A 22441-nucleotide genomic window follows, 5' to 3' on the forward strand; every position below is an offset into this window, starting at 1 on the left:
TCTGCTATTATCATTTTATAACAAAAGGGTTGAATTGCTTCAACCCCCTGATTTTTTAGCTTTGTAACCTTCCTGAAGTAAAACCTGGAGAACTTTTTCCCTATGGTCACCTTGTATGAGGATATCGCCATCTTTGGCACTTCCTCCTACACCACATTTTGTTTTAAGTAATTTCCCCAATGTTTTAAGATCATCTTCCGAACCGATAAAACCTTCTATAAGTGTTACCTGTTTTCCCCCTCTTGATTTTTTATCCAACATAACTTTTAGGTTTTGTTGCTGTGGGGCTAAGGTTTCCTGTTCTGATTCGGCATCCAAGCTGTATTCAAAATCTTCACTGGTAGAATAGACTACTCCATCCCTTTTTTTCCAGTCATTGTTTTTCTTTTTACTCATTTTACTTTTTGGATTTCATGGTCCATACCGGTCTTTTGGCGGCATTGACCACGTCTTCTGCAATACTGCCACTCAATAAATGAAGGAAACCTGTCCTTCCATGAGTGGCCATGGCAATCATATCAGCATCAATATCTTCTGCATATTCCAAAATACCGTCTTCTTCGGTGGAACTGTTGTAGACAACTTTTGATGCGGCATTGATCTCAAAATCATCGATAAAATCTTCCATTTTGCCCATAGAGGTTCTAGTACTTTCAAACATGCTGGGAGTATTGATTTTGACAAGATGTAATTCTGCATCAATGGTTTCAATAGCCGATTTGAGCCTTTTGATAACATCTGATGGCACATCATTGAAATCACTGGCGAATACCACCTTTTTGATTTCTTCCGGAGATACTGGGCCTTTGATCGTTATCACTGGGCATGTTGCATTTCTTACAACTTTCTCAGTATTGCTTCCTATCAAAACTTCTTCAAGTCCTGAGGAGCCTTTACTCCCCATAACTACAATATCTGCCTTGATTTCAGCTATCTCCTTCGCGATACCCGCAAAGGGGTTCCCGAAAACCATTTTGGTTTCGAATGTATAGCCCTCATTTTTAAGCTCTTCTTCAAAAGCAGCCATCTGCTTTTTTCTTTTTTCAATGAGTTCGATCATAAAAATCTGGGTTCCTTCACTGCTAAAAGCTCCCACCTCTCCATAAGAATTAAAACTTTGCGGAGTAGGCAATTCAATCACATGGAAAAGTTTTAGTTTATTTTTGGATTTTTTTGCAAGGCCTTTTGCAAATTCCAATGCATAGCCCGCTTCTTCTGAAAAATCGTAGGGTACGAGAATTGTCTTCATATGGTTGGTTTTTGAATGATTTTGGAAAATACAAAAAATCCATCAATACATATAATCTGATGAGAATTTATGTGAAAAATATTAGTCCTAAACCAAAAAGTATTACCCAGAATAAGGTTGAGAGGGCCATTTTCTTCAAGTATGGATCCAGTTCTATAGCTATGGTTTTGGACTGTACAGCTTTGCCTACTGAAATCATTAAAGGTAATACCAATAAGGCCAATAAGCTGCCCCAGGCTTGATTTGCCCATGCAAACAAAAGGATTGCAAAATTGCCTGATAGGATGAGCAGCCAATTGTAGGTAATGGCCTTTTTCCTTCCAATCCTTACAGGAATCGATCGCTTCCCGGCTTTTTTGTCAGATTCAATGTCCCGGATATTATTGATGTTCAGGACAGCAGTACTGAAACAGCCCAAAGAAACTGCCGGCAAAAGAATGCTTGTACTAAATTCTAGGTGGTGCAGGAAATAACTACCGGCTACCCCTAATAATCCGAAAAAGATAAATACGGAAATGTCTCCCAATCCCACATAACCATAGGGGTTATTGCCTGCAGTATATGTTATGGCTGCCCAGATAGCAGCCAAGCCAAACACCAAGAATAACAAAAACAATTTGATATCCTGCAATGACAGGTACAACAATAAGAGGCCAGAAATTAAGGAAAGCAAACTCAATAATATGATGGCCTTTTTCATTTCATGAAGTTGGATGACTCCGGATTGTACCGCTCGGACAGGACCCTCTCTTTCTGCACTGTCAGCACCATGTATACTGTCCCCGTAATCATTGGAAAGATTGGAAAGAACTTGCAGGAATATGGTTGTAAGCGCTGCCAATACTAGTACTTCCCACCTAAATGCTTGATGGTAAGCCGCCAAAAAAGAGCCCATTAAAATACTGGATAGGGCCAGGGGCAATGTTCTCAAACGAAGGGCATGAAGCCAGGCCTGCTTTTTGTTTTGAAGGGTAACTTGCACTTTGTGTTTTTTTGTAAAACTAATAAAAAACCTGCATCCTTATCACAGAATGCAGGCTGAATCATATTGTAGTAATCAAGAATCAAGCTGTAACCAAATCAATGATTTCTTTATCGGTTGGTTTGACAGATGATGGGAAGAACTTCACCAATTCACCTTTTTCATTGATAAAGTATTTGCAGAAATTCCAGCTAGGCTCCTTTTCATTCCAACCGTTCAGGTCCTTATCTGATAGCCACCTGTACAAGGGGTGTTTATCAGCCCCTTTGACTGAGATTTTATCCATCATTTTGAATGTGACCCCATAATTTTCTGAACAGAATTGCTTGATTTCTTCATTGTTGCCTGGTTCCTGACCACCAAAATTATTGGCAGGGAAACCAAGGATCAATACCTTGTCTCCATGCATTTCATGGAGTTTTTGTAGGTCTGCATATTGTGGGGTAAAGCCACATTTAGACGCCACATTGACCAGAAGAAGCTTTTTGCCTTTGAATTGGGAAAAGTCAACTTCTTCTCCATTGATATCATTCAATTTAAAATCGTAAATAGATTTTTCCATAAGCAATTGCTCAAGGGTTGAGATAAATTCAGGATTTTGTTTCTGTACACTGGAGGTACAGGCAATGGAAATAACGGCTAAAGCAAATAAGATTTTTTTCATATTACATTCTGTCTGGGACTTTAATGCCTAATAAACTCATTCCTTTTCTGATTGTTTTCGCAGTAAGAGCAGAAAGTGCAATCCTGAAAGCCTGAATAGAGCTGTTTTTTTCATTAAATATCGGTAATTCTGCGTAGAATTTATTGTATTCCTTGGCCAGATCAAATAAATACTGAGCCAAAACAGAAGGTGAATATTCTTCACCAGCCTGCCTGATTTTTTTCTCAAAATCATTAAGAATTACAATCAGGTCCCTTTCGGAATCTTCCAATTGGTTGATTTCCTCAAAGCCCTTGGAAGAATAATCAACCCCTATTTGATCTGCTTTTCTCAAAATTGAAGCAATTCGGGCATGCGAATATTGGATAAATGGACCGGTATTTCCCTGGAATTCGATGGATTCCTGAGGATTGAAGAGCATGCGTTTTTTTGGATCTACTTTCAATAGGAAATATTTCAGTGCACCCAAACCCAAGATCTCATACAATTCTGCAGCCTGATCGGCAGTGAAACCATCTATTTTCCCTAATTCTTTGGTATGACTCTCGGCAGTTTCAACCATTTCCTGGATCAGGTCGTCAGCATCGACCACTGTTCCTTCTCTGGATTTCATTTTTCCGGTAGGCAGGTCTACCATGCCATAGGACAGGTGGTAAAGCCCATCTCCGTAGGGTCTCCCTAGTTTGCGCATTATTTTGAATAGGACATCAAAATGATAATCCTGCTCATTTCCTACCACATATACGGATTTGTTGATCTGGAAATCATTGTATTTTAGGTCACATGTTCCCATATCTTGGGTGATATATACCGAGGTGCCATCAGCCCTGAGGACAAGCTTCTCATCCAACCCCTCATCAGAGAGATCCACCCAAACGGAGCCATTTTCCTTTTTATAGAAAACTCCTTTTTCAAGACCTTCTTCCACAATATTCTTGCCTAATAGATAGGTGTCTGACTCATAATAAAACTTATCAAAATCTACCCCCATCTTTTTGTATGTGACATCAAAACCTTCATAAACCCAGGAATTCATCAATTTCCAAAGGCTTACAACCTCTTTGTCGCCAGCTTCCCATAGTCTCAGCATTTCTTGAGCCTCCAACATAAGGGGAGCGTTTTTCTTAGCTTCATCTTCGGAAAGGCCTTTTTCTACCAGTTGATTGATCTGCTTTTTGTATTCCTTGTCAAATATCACATAGTACTTCCCAGCTAAATGGTCACCTTTTAATCCGGAAGACTCAGGGGTTTCACTATTGCCAAAGTGCCTGTAGGCTACCATTGATTTGCAGATATGAATTCCTCTGTCATTAACCAGGTTGGCTTTGATTACTTCATAGCCGTTGGCTTTCATGATTTCAGATACCGCAAATCCGAGGAAATTATTTCTTAAATGTCCCAAATGCAAGGGCTTATTGGTGTTAGGCGAAGAATATTCAACCATAACACGCTTTCCCTTGGTTGAAAGCTGACCAAAAGAAGGATTGTTGTATAATTGACCAAAGATCTCAATCCATGAATTTTGGCTTACGCTGATATTGAGGAACCCTTTTACAACATTGAAAGCTGGCACAACAGCACAGTTTTGCAGCAAATATTCACCCAACTTTTGACCTGAAGCCTCAGGATTGAGTTTGGTTAACTTTAGATAAGGGAAAACCACAAATGTAAAAGTGCCTTCAAACTCCTTCCTTGTGGGTTGGAGTGAGAGCTCATTTATACTGATTTCTTGGTCAAACAGGTCTTTGAATGCCTGGTGTAAACTGGAAATTATTTGTTCTTCTAGATTCATTTTATTCAAATGCCTTATAGGCTATATAAATTTATTTTTAAACCGAAAATCCTGCAAAGAAAGGTTTAGAATCTTCCTAATCACCATCCATTGCGGTTTATTTTTTTTTTACCGCCAAGTCCGCAAAGGAGGTTATACATTGATTTCCTTAGCGTTCATTGCGGATTTATTTTCCGCTAAGCCCGCAGAGGAATGATCATATTCCGTCTTTCTCTAAGTCCATTGCGGTTTATTTTTTTACCGCCAAGTCCGCAAAGGAGGTTTTACATTGATTTCCTTAGCGTCCATTGCGGTTTTAATTTATCCGCCAAGCTCTCAGAGGAATGATCATATTCCGTCTTACCCTGCGTCCATTGCGGTTTATTTTTTTTTACCGCCAAGTCCGCAAAGTAAAACTTTCACTACATTTTTCCTTAGCGTTCATTGCGGTTTTGATTTATCCGCCAAGCCCGCAAAGGAGGTTTTACATTGATTTCCTTAGCGTCCATTGCGGTTTATGGTTTTCCCTTCACATCAACCTGCAAAATGAGGATTAGAAATTTTCAACCAAGGATTTGGTGGTGGCTTCAAGAATATCAAAAGCATTTTCTGCCATGATATTTTCTGTGTCCAAAGTTGGATTTACTTCCACAATTTCCCAGCAACATACCCTTTTATCCTTGATGAGTTCGGCATTCAATTTCAAAGCCTCTTCAACAGTAAGACCATTGGGAACCGGGGTTCCGGTACCTACAGAAATAGAAGAGTCCAGGCTGTCCACATCAAAGGAAATATAAATCTGTTCGCAATCCTGCAGGATATGCAAAGCTTCTTTAGCCACTTTGTCGACACCCAAAGTCCTTACATCATCAGTGGTGAAGTTCCTGATGCCATATTTTTTTATTAGGAAATCTTCCGGCTCCTCAGTGTCCCTCACAGAAATAAATACAATATCCTCAGGCTTAATTTTAGGGAATTCACCTCCGATTTTCTTAATTTTTTCCCAAAACAGGATAGTATCTTCTAAAGGGTCATTCACTTGGCATTCAATGTTATCTGCCTGAATGCACATTGCCAGAGGCATACCATGCATATTACCAGATGGAGTAGTATAGGGAGTGTGTAGGTCAGCATGTGCATCAATCCAGATTACACCCAGTCTCTTTTCCGGATTGGCAGATTTAATTCCCATGATGGTACCTGCTGCGGTAGAGTGGTCTCCGGCCAGCACGATAGGGAATTTCTTTTCCAATCTAAGTGATTCAATGGTGCTGTACACATTTTTCAATACCTGATACACACCATCAATGTATTTGGCATGAGGGTGTCTGTTGCCCTTCCACAAAAAGCTGTTGGCATCAGGTACATTAATTGGGTCAAACTGGGTAAAAAAATCTGAAGTTTTGTCCAGGCTGGCAATTTTTAACGCATCGATTCCCATGCTGGCACCTCTTGTACCTGCTGCGATTTCCGAGCGGACTTCAACCAATTTGATATCTCTCATTTTATTTCTTTGGGTTTATCTCAATCAAACAATTAAGTGCCCCAAAAGTAGCTATTTGAGCATCAAGCACCAAGCAATTGAAATATTAGTAGGAGAGAGAAAAGGTATTTTCCTTTACCATTGACAAAATTCAGCGTCGTACTGAGAATTTAACATTTAGGAAAATGTACAAAAAGAGAATGGTGTCTTATGAGCTGCATCATTCTAAGACGGAGCCTGCAGAGTCGAAGAATCTCCCATAAAATCGGCGAATCTTCACTTCACTCAAAGTAATGTACATTTCTATCATTGGTAGTTAAGTGAAGTATCCCCTAAAGTCAGGGGGACACTTTATCCTCTTACCTCGGATTCAGGATGACGACCCTATATCTTATTTCCTATCAGAATTTCATCCAATTTTCAAAAATCATTGATCGATGCAGAGAATTATTTTATTCCTAAAATTAATTGGTTAAGGTAGGGAACATTAGACCAAATTTATGCTCTTGTAAACTGCGTGGTATTTATTTCCCGAAAAATTTTAAATTGAGCCGTTAATTAATTCCCTTATTGTGAACATTAGAGATAAAATAGGTTGGAAAACTGCAGCTGGACTCGTTGTTGCCAATATGATCGGAACCGGAGTTTTTACCAGTTTGGGTTTTCAAGTTGCTGTCAGTCAGAATACATGGAGCATTATCCTTCTTTGGTTGATAGGTGGAATGATGGCTTTGATCGGTGCATTTGTTTATGCTGAATTAGGTACACATTTTAAGAAATCCGGGGGAGATTATATTTTCCTGTCCAGGTCTATTAATCCATCTGTAGGGTACCTTTATGCATGGATTTCCCTGACTATTGGGTTTCCAGCTCCTGTGGCTATCGCTTCTATGGCTATGGTCCAATATTGGCAACCATTAATCGGTCCTGAATTCAGTTTAGTGATGGGTATAGTTTCCATCATTGCCATGAGCATCTTCCATTCCTATTCTGTACATCAGTCCGGCACTGTTCAAAATGTTCTTACCGCAATAAAAGTTGTTTTTGTTTTTTCTTTGATTGTCATTGGTGTCTGGTGGGCATCAACACTATCCGTACCTTCTTTCGACTTCAGTCCAACTTGGAAAACTGAAATGTTGAAGCCTGGCTTTGCCGTATCCCTAATTTATGTGTTTTATGCCTATACAGGCTGGAATTCTGCGGCCTATATAGTAGAAGAAATAGACCAACCCAGGAAAAACCTACCGAAGGCATTGATTTCGGCTACAATTTTGGTAATGGTAGTTTATGTATTGCTTCAATTGATATTTCTTAAGCATGCTAGCATAGATCAACTTACAGGGAAAGTTCAGGTTGCAACATTGGCATTTGGCAATATTTTTGGGACTCAAGGTGTCTTTTGGGTGAGTTTGTTTATTGGAATTCAATTGATTGCCACCATAAGTGGCTATACTTGGGTTGGACCTAGGATTACCAACGCCATGGCTAAGGAATTTAGATTATGGAAGCCTTTGGCCAAGACCAATAAAAATGGAATACCTGTAAGGGCTGTTTGGTTCAATACTTTTTTAAGCTTTTTGCTGATGTTGACCGGCTCCTTTGAAACAGTCCTCTTGTATGTGGGTTTTGTGTTGCAGTTGATGGGGACCTTTACCATAGCCTCATCCTTATTGGTTAAAAAGGCAGAGGGATTCAAAAGCCCTTTGAGACCTTGGTTACAGATTATTTATATCATATTCAGCCTTTGGGTAATGATATTTATGTTTTATGACAGACCTAAAGAAAGTCTCATAGGGCTTGGGTTTATCATAATCGGATTTGTCCTGTATTTATTTGATAGCAAAACAATAAACCAAAAGATTTTAAAGAATAATGATAGGCTCTAAATTACCTGATATCGGGACAACCATTTTTACTGTGATGTCTAAGTTGGCCTTAGACTATAATGCAATCAATCTTTCTCAGGGTTTTCCAGGGTTTGACACTTATCCTTATCTAAAAGATTTGGTAGAGGAGTTTATAAACCAGGGATACAATCAATATGCACCGATGAGCGGTGTGCCTGAACTCAAAAGCAGGATCGCTTCAAAGGTTTTGAACTTACATGATGTGGAGTTCGATCCTGAAGATGAGGTCACTGTGGTCTCAGGTGCAACTGAGGCCCTTTATGCAGCAGTAACCGCAACAGTTAGGAGAGGGGATGAGGTCATAATTCTTGAGCCTGCATATGATAGTTATGCTCCTGCAGTTAGACTCAATGGGGGTATTCCGGTATTTGTACCTTTAAATATTCCGGATTTCTCTGTGGATTGGCAAAAGGTCAAGGATGCCATCACGGAAAAAACACGTCTGATCATGGTAAATACACCCCATAACCCTTGTGGTTATGTCTGGACACAAGAAGATTTAGATCAGCTAGCCGAAATAACCAGAGATAAAGAAATATACTTTGTCAGCGATGAGGTATATGAGCATATTGTGTTTGATGGAAGAAAACATTTGCCACTTTTATCCCATCCGGAATTGAGGGAAAAGACCTTTTCATGTGGTTCCTTCGGAAAGACTTTTCATATTACAGGATGGAAAATCGGTTACTGCCTCGCCCCCAAACCATTGAGTGTTGAATTCAGGAAAATTCACCAATTTCTCACTTTCAGTACCAGCACTCCAATGCAATATGCCCTTGCAGAATTCCTGGAAGATCCCAGCAGGTACCTTTTTTTAGATCAGTTTTATCAAGAGAAAAGAGACTTATTTTGTAATGGTTTGAAGCAGACAGCATTTAGGTTTACTCCCACCCGGGGCAGTTTTTTTCAGATTGTCTCATATGCCCATCTTTCAGAGGAAAGGGATTATGATCTAGCAGTAAGGATGACCAAAGAAATTGGAGTTGCCAGTATTCCGGTATCCGTTTTTTATCATGACAATAAGGACCACAAATTGTTGAGGTTTTGTTTTGCTAAAGGCAATGATATACTGGAGGAAGCATTGGGAAAACTTCAAAAGCTTACTTTTTGATAGTCCCCAATTGGGTCAGCAAAATAACTGTTGAATGGGCCTGGGCCAAGTATTTTCCATTTTTAATGGGTTTGGCTTCATCCCATAAACATATATCTCTGGGATAATCCTGGGCAGTATCTATCCAAGCCTTCCATTTTGTTTTGTATTTACCAATTGAAGTAGGCAGTTCAAACTCAATTTCTTGGTGGAAGGCATTAAAAATGTAATGTAAGGCCATTTCTCTATTGATTGAAATGACTGTTACAGCAATACTGTGGGAATTATAGGACCAATCTGGTTGATGGAGTTTAGCACCATGCCAAGTGATCAATGGTTGATTGAGGAGGTCTTTTAAGCTCATATTGAATTCTGGATGAGCCGTTCCTCTTTTGAGGCGTGTCTGTATAAGCATTTTAGTAAAGCGTAACATGTCAGGATGCTTTTCTATAAGACTCCAATCAAACCATGCAATCTCATTATCCTGACAGTATGCATTATTGTTGCCCAATTGGGTACGGCAAACCTCATCACCCATGAGGATCATCGGCGCTCCCATAGAGAGTAGGTTGACCACATGGAAATTTTTTATCTGCCTTTTTCTCAAGGCTAAGATTGTTGGATTGTCCGTGGGCCCTTCTGTTCCAAAATTCCAACTCAAATTTTCATTATGCCCATCCCTGTTTTCTTCCTTGTTGGCGAGGTTGTGTTTTTCGTTATATGAAACCAAATCATTTAAAGTAAACCCATCATGACAGGTGACAAAGTTGATGCTTTGTTCGGGGATGCTGTCTTTTTTCTGGTAGAGATCAGGACTACCTATAAGCCGGGTCACAAATTCACTTACCTTTCCTTTGTAACCGTTTAAAAATCCCCTGATATCATCTCTGAATTTACCATTCCATTCCTTCCAGCTGTCCCCAATGAATTTACCTACTTGGTAGAGACCTGCCGCATCCCAGGCTTCTGCAATCAATTTGGTGCCTGCAAATACCGGATCTGATTCAATGTCCCATAAAATTGGGGGATTTTCAACTGGATTGCCATTCTCATCTCTGGAAAGGATGGATGCCAGGTCAAATCTAAAACCATCAACGTGCATGTCCCTTACCCAAAAATGAAGGCTGGAAAGGATTAATCTCCGTACAATGGATTGATTGGCATTTAGGGTATTTCCTGTACCGGAATAGTCCAAATATTTGGACTTGTCCCCATTGAGGAGGTAATAGACACTGTTGTCGATGCCTTTAAAAGAATAAGTCGGCCCATCCTCCTTGTTTTCGCCCGTATGGTTGAAAACTACATCAAGTATTACTTCTATTCCAGCTTTGTGAAATGCTTTTACCATATCCCTGAAATCATCCAATACCTGCAAGGGATTGTCAGGGTCAGAGCTATAGCCTTGATGCAATGAAAAGAATGAAACCGGACTATATCCCCAATAATTACTTAACCCTTCAGGAGCATCCTGGACATCAAATTGGAAAACAGGCAAAAGCTCCACAGCGGTTACTCCCAGTTCTTTTAAATAGGGAATTTTCTCAATTAATCCCAGAAAAGTACCTCTTTTGAAGGAATCAACTCCTGAATTTTGGTTTTTGGTAAAGCCCCCAACATGAAGCTCGTAGATGATAGTCTGTGAAAAAGGAGTTTTGGGATGATGATCATCTTCCCAATCATATTTTTCAAGGTCCACTATAACGCTCTTCATGCTTGGAACCTGATCCAGTCCAAATTTTGCCAAGGCCTTTCTGTCATAATTTTTAGGAATGGATACCGATTTCCCATAAGGGTCTAATATCAACTTTGATGGATCAAATCGATGGCCCTTTTCAGGTAGATAGGGTCCATAAATTCTGTAACCATACAATTGGCCTGTGGGGACACCTTCAATAAAAATATGCCAATAATGGTAAGTTTTGTTTTTTGATTTATCAAGATTGAAAACTTGGGAAGGATTGATATCATCAACATGGTCAAAAAAGAGTAAATCTACTCCTGTAGCATGTTTGGAATAAATTACAAAGTTAATCCCACCGTCCAATTTTGTGGCGCCAATAGGAAAACTTTGTCCGAATTTTGCTTCAAAATTTCGATTCAAATTTTTGTTCTTCAATGGTAAAAAATGGTTGACTCTGCATGCATTTATTTTTCAAAGTGGAAATTAAGAAAAATTATGGGCTTGAAGCCAGCTTTTCAATATTTATAATCAATCTGCATGATTGTCCGCTTTCTTGTCAGTAGAATAATCACAATAGAATAAACCTTCGATTTCAAACCAATATCAATGAATAACTTGTCCGCAGAGGCGGATCCAATATCTGTTAATATCAGATTGATTCAAGACCCAATTTAAATTGGTTACTGGTCTAATTGCGGATTTACATATCAATCTGTATGATCCCCCTTATAAATGATTACCCTGAAGAAATAAGGATTTCTATTTAAACTACTCACATAATGTTAAAAATTGCTTTTTTTGGCTAAGAAAAGATGCTCAGGTTATGGAAAGGAAGTGGGATCTTAATTGTTCCTGCCCTAAGATCCCACCTGTTTCTTTGGTTTAATTGAAAATATACCTAAGTCCAAGCTGCATTTGCCAGACGTCACCAATGTTTGCTGTTCTTACAAATGACCGGGAAGTAAATCCATTTCCTGCAAGGTTTAGACGGTATGTTGGCACATTGCTGACCGGATCAATCTCAACTATTCCGATAGGGCTTTCGTTCGCTAAGATTTGTCCAACTCCCCAATTGTTATTCAGTAAATTGGTGAAATTGAAAATATCTGCCCGAAGTTGTAAAGTGTTTCTTTTGCCACCTGAATTAATAAAAAACTCCTGCATAAAGGACAAATCCATCCTGCCTACTAATGGAAATTGAACAGCATTCCTTATAGCGTACATTCCCCTTCTGGAACTTAAATGAGCGTCCTGCATTATAAAATCATTGAAAATTCTCCTTTGATCGTCAGCAGATAGGGTAGTTCCATTAAGGCTCAAAGGGGCAAACTGCATTTCCTGTAATTGTGTCTCTGTCGGTACAAAAATCAGATCATTCCCTGCGATCAAGTCCCCATTGATATCTGTATTGTAAACATAAGAATCTACCCCCTGATTTCTTAACTCATAGAACAATGATAATGCAGTCGCATAATTTTTGCCATACTCTTTTCTATACCCTATTGAACTGATCAGCCTGTTTCTTTGATCATCTAAAGAAAATCCAAGCTGAGGAAAATTACCACCTCTTACCGAATGGATGTTTTCGTAAGACAGGAAATGCTGGGTATTGCCATCTACCATATTTTTTGCGACGGCATAAGTATAGGCTGCCATTGCATGAAGCCCATTATCAAAGTATTTTTTCAACTGGAATGTCAAGCTGTAGGAATATCCCTGAGAGGTATTGTCCATTACTACAGCATTGGTGATGTTAGGGTTTCGTCTATTGGCCTCATCTGAAAATCCATACAGAGGCCTATTATCCGGACCGGCCATATTTCGGCTTGGAGGCAACAGATTGGAGTCATAAAAAATAAGATCATTAACTTGGGCTGTATAAATCCCTTCAAGGGTACCCACTATGCCACCAAAGATTTCTTTATCAATACCGATATTAGTTCTCCAAACCTGTGGATTTCTGAAACGTGGGTCGATGTAAGCCAGATCATAGGTTTCAGGAGAACCGCCATTGACAGGAATATAGGCGTTAGGATCTGGGTTAAAGGGAAAATTGGTTGTATTATCTTCTCTTATCTGGCCTTGCAAGATTCCGTTGGTATTGACCATGTTTGAAATATTGACATATATCGGTCTACCTGAGAAAAGCCCTGTACCACCTCTTATCTGGAATGTCCTGTCCCCGAGTACATCCCAATTGAAACCCAGGCGCGGGCTCCACATAAATTGTGGATCAGGCAACCTGTCTGTCCTTATCGAAATAGGTTCTCCATTGGGCCTTCTAAAGTCAAGGTCAGCAGCTTCAGGATTGAACCTGGCAGTTTGGTTATAAAAAGGCACATCCAATCTTAGGCCCAAGGTCAATTTGAAATCAGTGGAAAGGTTGATTTCATCCTGGATGTAGGCACTTGCGATGTGAGCTCTGGTAATAGCTGTAGGTATGGACCCATCAGGTAATGCGGAATATTGTCTTTGGAACCTCCTTAATTCAACCTCTTCTCCTGCTACATCCCTATAAAAATCTTCTAGAGAATTGTATACATAATGGCCAAAAAATGTGGGAGTGAAGGTATATTCAAAATTAAAAAACTCATAATTTATACCCGCTGTGATGCTGTGGTTATTTAGATAAGCTGAGAAATTGTTTTGAAATTGCCAGACATCTGAATCCAATGCCCTGTTTGGGGATAATAAATCAGTTCCAAATGTAATATAGTTTCTTCCATCCTGAAGAATGTCCACCATTGGGAAATTACCTCCTTCCCAGCTTCTGAAATTTCTATTAGAGGTAAGTCCAAACCGCAGTTCATTAGAGAATTTATTTCCAAACGAAGAATTGAGCTCAATTATGCCAGAGTAAATGTTGTCATTGAGTAGATAATTGGAGTTTTGGAAATTTAGGGAAAAAAGGTTTTGGTTTCTTCCTCCAAATCCGAGGGAAGTTCTTGCCACTGGCCGGTCTCTCGAAGAGATCAAGGTGTTGAACCTGGCGCTGAGCTGATGTTTTTCATTGATGTTATAATCGAATTTGATCAAGAATTTATCAGAAATAGTAGGCAAGTTGTAATCTTCATAAAGTCCAGGGTCATAATTGAAATTGCTGACCAAAAAATTCCTGAGTTCATCCATGTCAGATTTTAAAACCCTGGTCACATTGGCACCGGTCCTACCGGGGGCATCGGCAATAAAAGGGGAATTGGGATCTGATCTCCTTTCGGATTCTCCTGATACAAAGAAAAAAAGTTTGTTTTTGATAATTGGACCACCTAACCTGAATCCGAACTGTTGGACCAGAAAATCATCTGTCACCACATCAGAGCCTCTGGCATTATTGCCCACCATGCGTTCATTTCTTGTATTAAAGAAAGCAGAACCTCTGAACTCGTTATCTCCAGAGCGTGTAATTGCATTGATGGAAGCCCCAGTAAAGCCACCCTGGGTTACGTCATATGGAGCTATATTGACTTGAATTTCTTCAATGGCATCAAGGGAAATTGGTGTAGAATTCGTGGGTGCTCCCGGTATAGAGCCGGTCAACCCAAAGGCATTGTTGAATATACTCCCATCCAAGGAAAAATTGATAGCTTTAGGATCTTGCCCTGCAAATGATTCTCCATTGGATTGTGGCGTTAATCGGGTAAAGTCCTGAACACTTCTGCTTAGGGTGGGCATTGTTGTAAGGGCTTCCCTATTGATGGTGGTTGCCGCACCTGTTCTCTCATCATTCAATAGATTATCCCTAAAACCGGCTATTGTTACAGCATCCAATTCAAATTCCTCATCACTCAATTTTACGTTAAGGACGTAACGTTGGCCCAGAGAAAGGGAAATATTATCATATATTTTTTTTTCGAAACCAATAAATGAAATCTCCACCCTATAGGGTCCACCCGTCCGCATGTTGGGAATATTAAATCTACCATTGGATTGGGTTACCATTGTATAGGAAGTTCCGGAGGGTGTATGAACCGCTTGTATAGTTGCTCCGGGTAAGGGTTCTTCCAGGTCATCTGTAATCAAACCGGTCATGCCAGCACTAGTTACGCCTTGTCCATAAGAGATGAAATAGTTAAGCTGAAAAAGTGTAAGTATACAATAGAGTATTTTGTAGTAAGTTGATTTCATAATATTAGACTTTGGTTTTAGTTACATTTTCTTAACCCAATATTATGCCTATATGGAAACAAGTGAATAAGTTGGTTAAAATGGAATTTTGAGGATAAAAAATCCATGAGTTGGGGAATTATTATTCCTCAAATTGGGGAATTTTACCCCTTGTTATGGGTTTAATGAATACTAGGCAACAAATACCACCCATAATCTTTTGGCACAGCAGATTATGTAATGGGTGAAAAAAAAAATATTAATAATCCCTATAAAACAGGTAGGAAATATAGGAATATTGTTTTTCAGATTTTACCTTTGCGGATAAATAGGGCTTTATAAAAATCATACTAAATCGATATGATATGTGTGATATAAAAGTTCCTATCAATCGACTACTTGAATAGAAATATTTATGAAAAAAAAATTACTGCTGAAATTCCTAATATTCCTTCCTGTTATCCTTGCTAATGCACAGGTGGTCATTACTGGATCAGTCCGGGATGAAGCAGGTCATCCTATAATAGGCGCAACTGTACTGATTGAGGGTACAAGTGATTATTCCATTGCTGATGAAAGCGGGAAGTTCAGGTTGGTCACCAATAAACAAGCCCCTTTTAATATTTTGGCGAGTTTCGTCGGGTTCAAGTCCTCCATTATCCAAATTTCAAATGTGCTTGAAAATGAGTCTGTTATTACACTAGTTGAGGATAATTTATTGGAAGAGGTCTTGATTACTTCTAGACGGAGACAAGAAGAAATACAAGCTGTTCCGATTGCAGTTTCGGTTGTATCGGGGGCATTAATGGAGGAAACCCAGGCTTTCAATGTCAATAGACTAAAAGAGCTTGTACCAACTGTACAGCTTTATTCTTCCAACCCGAGAAATACCACCTTGAACATTCGAGGACTTGGATCCACTTTTGGTTTGACCAATGATGGAATTGATCCAGGGGTAGGGTTTTATGTAGATGGGGTATTTTTTGCACGACCTGCGGTAACAGCGTTGGACTTCATTGATATTGACCAGATTGAGGTGCTTAGAGGTCCTCAGGGTACCCTATTTGGAAAAAACACTACAGCAGGTGCATTCAATATTACAACCCGAAGACCAAGATTCCAGCCTGATGCTACCATAGAATCTAGTTTTGGGAATTTTGGATTTATTCAGGCAAGGGGTTCGGTCACCGGAGCACTATCCAAAAAATTTGCGGGAAGGTTATCATTTTCTGGAACCAAAAGGGATGGGCTGATATATAATGTAGCAACACAGAAATACACCAATAATCTGAACAATCTTGGTGTAAGAGGCCAATTGCTTTATATCCCTTCAGAAAATGTAGAAGTTTTGGTGGCGGCCGATGTCACCAGACAAAGACCAGATGGCTATGCACAGGTGGTCGCGGGCGTAGTGGAAACCAAGAGGGCCCCATTTAGACAGTTCAACCAGATCATTCTGGATTTGGATTATGTCCTGCCCAGTACCAATCCATTTGACAGGATCATTGACCACGATACTCCCTGGAGATCAGACAGTGACCTAGGTGGTGTATCGATTAATGTAAATGCAGATCTTTGGGGTGGGACCTTGACTTCCACTTCCGCTTGGAGGTATTGGAACTGGGATCCTTCCAATGACAGGGATTTTACCGGGCTGCAGGCCTTGAGCTTGTCTCAGGCACCTTCCAGACATGATCAATGGTCTCAGGAAATCCGGTATGCAGGGGACTTTTCGAATAAACTCAGTGGAGTAGTCGGAGTTTTCAGCTTATGGCAGGATTTAAGGTCTTCGCCTTACCATACCGAGGAATCTGGAATCCATCAATGGAGGTTTGTCCAGAACAATCAAAATCCCTTATGGCGTACCCCAGGATTATTGGACGGATTTGGGATAAGGACCAGGAATAGCCTTCAATCTTTTAGCGGAGCTGTTTTTGGCCAACTGGATTGGAAAATAAATGAAAAGTTGAACCTGCTTCCCGGATTGCGTTGGAATTATGATGAGAAACAGGTGTATTTCAACAGGAAAACCTATGGTGGGCTACAAACGGAAGATCCTGCATTGATTGCCTTGCAACAATCCGTCTACAATGACCAGGAATTTGAAGCGTTTGTGGATGAGTCTAATTTTTCCGGACAGCTAACCTTAACTTACAGGCCTTCAAAAAAGATCAATAGTTTCGGGACATTTTCTACCAGTTTCAAACCCGTAGGTATCAATTTGGGCGGATTGCCAAGAGATGGAGGGAGAACCATGATTGAATTGGCAAGAATTGAACCTGAGTATGTAAGCCATATTGAATTAGGACTTAAAACTACTCCAATATCAAATACAACCTTAAATATAGTAGCCCATGTTACTGACATAAAGAATTTCCAGACACTGGTGCAAACTCCCGATCTATCAGTCAATAGGGGCTTTTTGGCCAATGCAGAACGTGTAAATGTATCAGGGGTTGAAATTGATTTTTCCATTAAACCAAGGAAGTCATTTCAAGCTTTTGGAGCTTTGGCATACACGGATGGAAAATATGTGAAGTTTACCAATGCCCCAGTTCCTTTGGAGGAAGTAGGAGGGGAGAGTTTCAAGGATATTTCCGGGGGAAGGCTTCCTGGAGTTTCCAGATGGGCAGGTTCTTTTGGAGGCGAATGGACCAAAGGAGCCAAGTTTTTGGGTCTTAGCGGCAAGTTTTTTGTAGGGTCTGAACTTTTCTTTAGGTCAGAGTTTTCCAGCAGTCCATCGCCTTCTCAATTCATGAACATTGATGGATATGGTTTGTTGAATGCGAGAACCGGATTCAGAGGGGACAATGGATTTTCTATGTTCATATGGTCCAGGAACCTTACCGATACCCAATATTTTGAACAGCTATTGCCTGGTGCAGGAAATGCCGGTCATATCGCAGCAGTATTAGGGGATCCAAGAACCATAGGTATTACATTAAAATTTAATTTTGACCTGGTACCGGATCATTAAAACAAAAACTGTCAGGAGAAATTTTGGTCTCCTGACAGTTTATTTTGTGAATTTTACAAATCCTTATTTTGCTTGCTTTTTGTGGAATTTATAACCTAATCCGACCGACCAAATCCATTCATCACTGGTATCCTTATGGAAAAATGGAGCTATCAATACCAGATTTTTGAAATCCACTCTTGGGGAAACTCCCAATCTTGCTCCTGTTTTTCCATTTAAAACATAAATAGATGGAAGGGCTCCTATTCCAACTTTTACATTTTCATTGATAACTAAGAACAATGCTGGTCCACCCACGTTCATAGCGTAAAAATCTTTTCCAAAGGAAACCCCCAACATCCCTTCAAGACTTAATTCTGGTTTGGATTTTTCAGGTTTTAAATCCTGACTTTTGACCGGATAAAAAAGTGAAAATGTTACAATCATTGATAGTAGTACTTTCTTTTTCATGCTAATGAATTTGTTTCTCTGAATAAACGAAGTTACAAAATTTATATTATCCTACAAAATTAATAGGATATATAGGAATTGTGAGTTATTTTTACGCAGTTAAAAATTAAAACACATTGGAGAAGTTAATTTTGAAACTTAGGTCAGAACCAGTTTGGTCCTTTTTCTTTGGATTGAGTTTGGTAATATTGGTGCTGGTAGCCTACAAATCATTCTTTACTTTTGTAGGGGGAGGGGAGAAATGGGATATAGAAATGTTTTTATGGTTTTTACTGGTAGGTTTTATAGCACAGACTATTGATGGAGCACTTGGGATGGCCTATGGTGTTTCTTCCAATTCTATATTGTTGGGGATTGGTATTCCTCCAGCAGTTGCCAGTGCTTGGGTCCACTTTGCCCAAGTATTTACCAGTTTGGCATCTGGAATTTCACATTTGAGGATGGGTAATGTCCAGTGGTCTTTGGCAAAAAGGTTGATGATACCTGGGGTTTTGGGGGCTATTATAGGAGCTTATTTTCTTTCCAATGTGGATGGTATGGCTATCAAACCTTTTATTGCGGTCTATCTTTTTTTTATGGGACTCTTGATCCTAAAGAAAATATTTAAAAAACAATCTAAGCCCTTTGACGCCAATGGGAAAAGCCTTCCTTATCTGGCTAGTATTGGTGGTTTTGCGGATGCCATAGGAGGCGGAGGCTGGGGGCCTGTTGTAAATTCTACTTTAATGGGAAAGGGGCAGCAACCAAGGTTTGCCATAGGGACGGGTAATTTTGTCGAAATTTTTGTCTCATTGGCAAGTGCCAGTACTTTTGTTTTTTTTATAAAAGAACTTAATCTGGCCCCGATACTAGGTCTTATTATTGGTGGTGTAATAGCCGCTCCGTTTGCAGCGCTATTTGTTAAAAAGCTCAATCCAAAAATCCTTTTATTGATGGTTGGGCTTTTGGTGATAGGTTTGAGTATCCGGACATTTTATCTAGCTATTTTCTGATTCAAACCACTTCCTTTCTCTCAATTTAAATTTTCGTATTTTAGCCCAAAAAAAAGATTTATGCTTTCAAAAAGGGCTAAATATGCTATCAAAACAATTTTGTTTTTGAATGAATACCAGGACAACAAGCCTATATCAGCCAAAACAATTTCTTCAGAAGAGAGAATTCCATATAAGTTTTTAGAAAATATACTTCGGGATCTCAAATCCAATCAAATCGTAAAAAGCATTAGAGGAGCTGAAGGTGGATACGTATTGGCAAAGAAACCAAGTGAAATTTCAGTAGCCCAAATCATGCGGATTATTGATGGGCCCATAGCACTGATTCCTTGTGTTTCTGAAAAATTCTATGAGCCCTGTTTGGAGTGTGAAGATGAGGAAACTTGCAGGATCAGGAAGCTTTTTGCCATGGTAAGGACAGAAATGGTTCATATTTTGGACAAGTCAATAACAGATTTGGCAGGGTTGTGAAAATTTTTTATTTATTAACCTATAAAAACGATAGGGTAATTAGGAAAATAAAAAAAACTCTTTTACATTTGAAGCCATGTTGAATTACTTAGTAGAACCGATATGAAATCAAATTTTGCTTATCAGCCCCTGTATCCAGATTCTGAGATAACCTTGAAGAAATTTTACGATCCAATCATGGGGACTTCGATGCCTGATACCCAATATCCATGGTATGAGCAGGTTGAATTGTTTGATATCATTGAGGTATGTAGCTTTGATTTCCCTAATTTCCCTGAATCCGAAAAAATATTTAAGGTGGTTTACTTTAAATTGAATCATTCAGAAATTAGAATGAAACAGCTTTTTAATGGATTGATCAGATTAGGTCAACCTCAAGGCGTGATATTAGAATACCATAAGGAAATAGATACATATACTTTGAAATTTTATGTCCATGAGGAGTTAGATGCCTTTAGTTATGTGTCCGGACTGCAAAGAGAACTGGAAAAAGATCTGAGATTCAGACGGGTTTTGGCTGCTGTAATTTCACAGGAAGAATTGTTTGAAAACAGCCAACGATTATTGATGAAGGAACTTTTCAATTAAGAAATTACAAACTCCATTAGGAGCTTTGGGGGGAAATTCTATTTGGATTTTCCCCTTTTTTGATTGTATTTCCCAATATTAAAAGCAAATTTTGCGCTAGTTTTCAAAAACAAGCTTTCTGAAAGAATGAACAAATACATTGATCTCATCAAGCAAACATTTGATTTTCCCACCAAAGAGTTTCATGTAGAAAATAATGAGCTTTATTTCAATGGGGTAAATTTGATGGAAATTATCAAGACTTATGGAACCCCCCTTAAGCTTAGCTACCTTCCCAAAATATCTGAGAATATACAGAATGCCAAGACCTATTTTGGCAATGCTATAGAAAAGCATGATTACAAAGGTTCTTATACCTATTGTTACTGCACCAAATCTTCCCATTTCAGTTTTGTTTTGGATGAAGCGCTTAAAAATGATATCCATATAGAGACGTCTTCCACTTTTGATATCACCTTGGTCAAGAGTTTATATCAACGGGGAAAGATTTCAAAAGAAACCTATATTGTCTGTAATGGCTTCAAAAGAGAGTTATATAAGCAGTATATAACTGAGTTGCTCAATGATGGTTTTGTTAACTGTATCCCTGTATTGGATAACCTAACCGAAATAGATTATTACCTTGAGCATGTAAAGGTACCTTTTCAGGTAGGAATAAGAATTGCTGCTGATGAAGAGCCAAAGTTTGGGTTTTATACTTCAAGATTGGGAGTTAGGTACAATGATATTCTTAGCTTGTATGAAGAGAAAATCAAAAACAATCCCAATGTCAGCCTAAAAATGCTTCACTTTTTTATCAATTCAGGCATCAGGGATACCGCATATTACTGGTCTGAATTGACCCGGTTTATTCAAAAATATGTCGATCTGAAGAAAATAGCACCAAGTCTTGACACCATGGATATAGGGGGAGGCTGGCCAATCAAATACAATGTTTTTTTTGACTATGATTACCAGTACATGGCAGAACAGATTGTTAAAAATATCAAATGGATGTGTGCCAAAAACCATACTGAAGAGCCGCATATTTTCACAGAATTTGGCAGTTATACAGTAGGGGAGAGCGGTGCAGTGCTTTATTCTATTTTAGAAGAGAAACTCCAGAATGACAAGGAGCTTTGGTATATGATTGATGGTTCTTTTATCACACAACTCCCTGATAGCTGGGGACTTAACCAAAAGTATATTATGTTGGCTATCAACAATTGGGAAAATGAGTACCACAATATCAATTTGGGTGGATTGACATGTGACAGTATGGATTATTATAACTCGGAGGCTCACCAATTCAATATCTATTTGCCTAAAATTGAGCAAGGTAAAAAACAATTCATTGGATTTTTCCATACAGGTGCCTATCAGGAATCATTAGGGGGATATGGGGGTATTCAGCATTGCCTGATCCCTGCTCCCAAACATGTAATCATAGACAGGGAAAAGGATGGAAGTATAAAACATTGGCTCTTCGCACCGGAACAGACCAGTGAAAGTATGATGAAATTACTTGGTTATCAATAAATAACGAAAGCATGATTTGAAAAAATCATGCTTTTTTTTGCCATTTCTGTTTTATATTAGCAATATATAACATGACTTAAGTCATATAGATATGGATATTAAATTCTTAGGTATTATTCTAAGTTTGTTTTTTATCCTGGAAATTTCAGGAAAGGACATTCAGGTAGTTTACAAATATGAGGAGCCGTTAGACAAGTCGGGTATGACATTTTATAGGAAAACCTCAAAGGATTACCTTGATAGAGGGGATATGATTTTAAGAAACGCAGAAAAAGATTTATTAAAAATAGCCAAAGAGAAAAGAGCCAATGTAGTGGAGATTTATGTTTTAGAGAAAGTGAATGGTGAAATTCCTACCGAATCACAGATCGGAAGGTTTGGATTTGTTTCTTTGCTTTATGTGTTGAAAAAGTCAAATTGAGTGTTGTATATATTATATTTTTTAATTAAAAAATCTTAATTTATCTTAATCTAATCGTTTTTTTGTTTTAAAACTTTGGGAATTCATTTCAAA

Annotated in this window: 17 protein-coding genes; 8 read left to right on the forward strand and 9 right to left on the reverse strand. The window is 38.9% G+C overall.

The window, feature by feature from the left end:
• Nucleotides 1-39: 39 nt before the first annotated feature.
• From CLV48_RS00725 to rocF, 6 genes are all read right to left on the reverse strand, one after another.
• Nucleotides 40-396, reverse strand: a complete 357-nt coding sequence (locus tag CLV48_RS00725) for a translation initiation factor (protein ID WP_106565332.1) — start codon at nucleotides 394-396, stop codon at nucleotides 40-42.
• 1 nt (nucleotide 397) lies between these two features.
• On the reverse strand, nucleotides 398-1249 hold the full coding sequence (locus tag CLV48_RS00730) for a universal stress protein (protein ID WP_106565333.1): 852 nt from the start codon (nucleotides 1247-1249) through the stop codon (nucleotides 398-400).
• A 67-nt stretch (nucleotides 1250-1316) separates the two neighbouring features.
• Complete coding sequence (locus CLV48_RS00735) at nucleotides 1317-2231, reverse strand: 1,4-dihydroxy-2-naphthoate polyprenyltransferase (RefSeq protein ID WP_106565334.1); 915 nt, start codon at nucleotides 2229-2231, stop codon at nucleotides 1317-1319.
• Between the two features lie 82 nt (nucleotides 2232-2313).
• A complete protein-coding gene (locus CLV48_RS00740; protein ID WP_106565335.1) occupies nucleotides 2314-2895 on the reverse strand; it encodes a glutathione peroxidase in 582 nt (193 codons plus the stop codon).
• 1 nt (nucleotide 2896) lies between these two features.
• The gene (gene argS / locus CLV48_RS00745; RefSeq protein WP_106565336.1) at nucleotides 2897-4687 is read right to left on the reverse strand and encodes an arginine--tRNA ligase; all 1791 of its coding nucleotides are present in this window, start codon (nucleotides 4685-4687) and stop codon (nucleotides 2897-2899) included.
• A 532-nt stretch (nucleotides 4688-5219) separates the two neighbouring features.
• Nucleotides 5220-6170, reverse strand: a complete 951-nt coding sequence (rocF, locus tag CLV48_RS00755) for an arginase (protein WP_106565338.1) — start codon at nucleotides 6168-6170, stop codon at nucleotides 5220-5222.
• Between the two features lie 551 nt (nucleotides 6171-6721).
• Between rocF and CLV48_RS00760 the strand changes: the two genes are divergently transcribed.
• Nucleotides 6722-8035, forward strand: a complete 1314-nt coding sequence (locus CLV48_RS00760; RefSeq protein ID WP_106565339.1) for an APC family permease — start codon at nucleotides 6722-6724, stop codon at nucleotides 8033-8035.
• Between the two features lie 34 nt (nucleotides 8036-8069).
• Nucleotides 8070-9167, forward strand: a complete 1098-nt coding sequence (locus CLV48_RS00765; RefSeq protein ID WP_281261099.1) for a methionine aminotransferase — start codon at nucleotides 8070-8072, stop codon at nucleotides 9165-9167.
• Here the strand turns inward: CLV48_RS00765 and glgX are convergent.
• Together glgX and CLV48_RS00775 are read right to left on the reverse strand one after the other, a co-directional pair.
• On the reverse strand, nucleotides 9157-11247 hold the full coding sequence (gene glgX / locus CLV48_RS00770) for a glycogen debranching protein GlgX (protein ID WP_245889440.1): 2091 nt from the start codon (nucleotides 11245-11247) through the stop codon (nucleotides 9157-9159). The two genes, CLV48_RS00765 and glgX, sit on opposite strands and share 11 nt — an antisense overlap.
• Nucleotides 11248-11709: 462 nt before the next feature.
• Nucleotides 11710-14952, reverse strand: a complete 3243-nt coding sequence (locus CLV48_RS00775; RefSeq protein ID WP_106565342.1) for a TonB-dependent receptor — start codon at nucleotides 14950-14952, stop codon at nucleotides 11710-11712.
• A 394-nt stretch (nucleotides 14953-15346) separates the two neighbouring features.
• On the opposite strand from CLV48_RS00775, the gene CLV48_RS00780 reads away from it, so the two are divergent.
• Nucleotides 15347-17908: a TonB-dependent receptor gene (locus CLV48_RS00780; RefSeq protein ID WP_106565343.1), complete on the forward strand. Its 2562-nt coding sequence runs from the start codon at nucleotides 15347-15349 to the stop codon at nucleotides 17906-17908.
• Between the two features lie 63 nt (nucleotides 17909-17971).
• Here the strand turns inward: CLV48_RS00780 and CLV48_RS00785 are convergent, their stop codons facing one another.
• Nucleotides 17972-18358 carry a hypothetical protein gene (locus CLV48_RS00785; RefSeq protein WP_106565344.1) on the reverse strand — a complete coding sequence of 129 codons (387 nt, stop codon included), beginning with the start codon at nucleotides 18356-18358 and terminating at the stop codon, nucleotides 17972-17974.
• A 116-nt stretch (nucleotides 18359-18474) separates the two neighbouring features.
• Here CLV48_RS00785 and CLV48_RS00790 point away from each other — a divergent pair, with 116 nt between their 5' ends.
• The 5 genes from CLV48_RS00790 (at nucleotide 18475) to CLV48_RS00810 (ending at nucleotide 22348) form a co-directional block, all read left to right on the forward strand.
• The gene (locus CLV48_RS00790; protein ID WP_106565345.1) at nucleotides 18475-19350 is read left to right on the forward strand and encodes a sulfite exporter TauE/SafE family protein; all 876 of its coding nucleotides are present in this window, start codon (nucleotides 18475-18477) and stop codon (nucleotides 19348-19350) included.
• A gap of 60 nt (nucleotides 19351-19410) precedes the next feature.
• Entirely contained in the window at nucleotides 19411-19821 is a 411-nt protein-coding gene (locus CLV48_RS00795) for an RrF2 family transcriptional regulator (protein WP_106565346.1), read from the forward strand.
• Between the two features lie 102 nt (nucleotides 19822-19923).
• On the forward strand, nucleotides 19924-20409 hold the full coding sequence (locus tag CLV48_RS00800) for a hypothetical protein (protein WP_106565347.1): 486 nt from the start codon (nucleotides 19924-19926) through the stop codon (nucleotides 20407-20409).
• Between the two features lie 126 nt (nucleotides 20410-20535).
• Nucleotides 20536-21927, forward strand: coding sequence for an arginine decarboxylase (locus tag CLV48_RS00805; protein WP_106566063.1), 1392 nt, complete (start codon nucleotides 20536-20538; stop codon nucleotides 21925-21927).
• Nucleotides 21928-22018: 91 nt separating this feature from the next.
• On the forward strand, nucleotides 22019-22348 hold the full coding sequence (locus CLV48_RS00810; protein ID WP_106565348.1) for a hypothetical protein: 330 nt from the start codon (nucleotides 22019-22021) through the stop codon (nucleotides 22346-22348).
• Nucleotides 22349-22441 lie beyond the last annotated feature (93 nt).

This window comes from Cecembia rubra, assembly GCF_003014575.1.
Classification (GTDB): Bacteria; Bacteroidota; Bacteroidia; order Cytophagales; family Cyclobacteriaceae; genus Cecembia_A; species Cecembia_A rubra.

Excerpts from the sequence above, each read along its gene's own strand:
- CLV48_RS00725 (WP_106565332.1), bottom strand. The coding sequence starts at position 396 with ATGAGTAAAAAGAAAAACAATGACTGGAAAAAAAGGGATGGAGTAGTC.
- CLV48_RS00730 (WP_106565333.1), bottom strand. The coding sequence starts at position 1,249 with ATGAAGACAATTCTCGTACCCTACGATTTTTCAGAAGAAGCGGGCTAT.
- CLV48_RS00740 (WP_106565335.1), bottom strand. The coding sequence starts at position 2,895 with ATGAAAAAAATCTTATTTGCTTTAGCCGTTATTTCCATTGCCTGTACC.
- argS (WP_106565336.1), bottom strand. The coding sequence starts at position 4,687 with ATGAATCTAGAAGAACAAATAATTTCCAGTTTACACCAGGCATTCAAA.
- rocF (WP_106565338.1), bottom strand. The coding sequence starts at position 6,170 with ATGAGAGATATCAAATTGGTTGAAGTCCGCTCGGAAATCGCAGCAGGT.
- CLV48_RS00765 (WP_281261099.1), top strand. The coding sequence starts at position 8,070 with ATGTCTAAGTTGGCCTTAGACTATAATGCAATCAATCTTTCTCAGGGT.
- CLV48_RS00775 (WP_106565342.1), bottom strand. The coding sequence starts at position 14,952 with ATGAAATCAACTTACTACAAAATACTCTATTGTATACTTACACTTTTT.
- CLV48_RS00780 (WP_106565343.1), top strand. The coding sequence starts at position 15,347 with ATGAAAAAAAAATTACTGCTGAAATTCCTAATATTCCTTCCTGTTATC.
- CLV48_RS00785 (WP_106565344.1), bottom strand. The coding sequence starts at position 18,358 with ATGAAAAAGAAAGTACTACTATCAATGATTGTAACATTTTCACTTTTT.
- CLV48_RS00795 (WP_106565346.1), top strand. The coding sequence starts at position 19,411 with ATGCTTTCAAAAAGGGCTAAATATGCTATCAAAACAATTTTGTTTTTG.
- CLV48_RS00800 (WP_106565347.1), top strand. The coding sequence starts at position 19,924 with ATGAAATCAAATTTTGCTTATCAGCCCCTGTATCCAGATTCTGAGATA.
- CLV48_RS00805 (WP_106566063.1), top strand. The coding sequence starts at position 20,536 with ATGAACAAATACATTGATCTCATCAAGCAAACATTTGATTTTCCCACC.
- CLV48_RS00810 (WP_106565348.1), top strand. The coding sequence starts at position 22,019 with ATGGATATTAAATTCTTAGGTATTATTCTAAGTTTGTTTTTTATCCTG.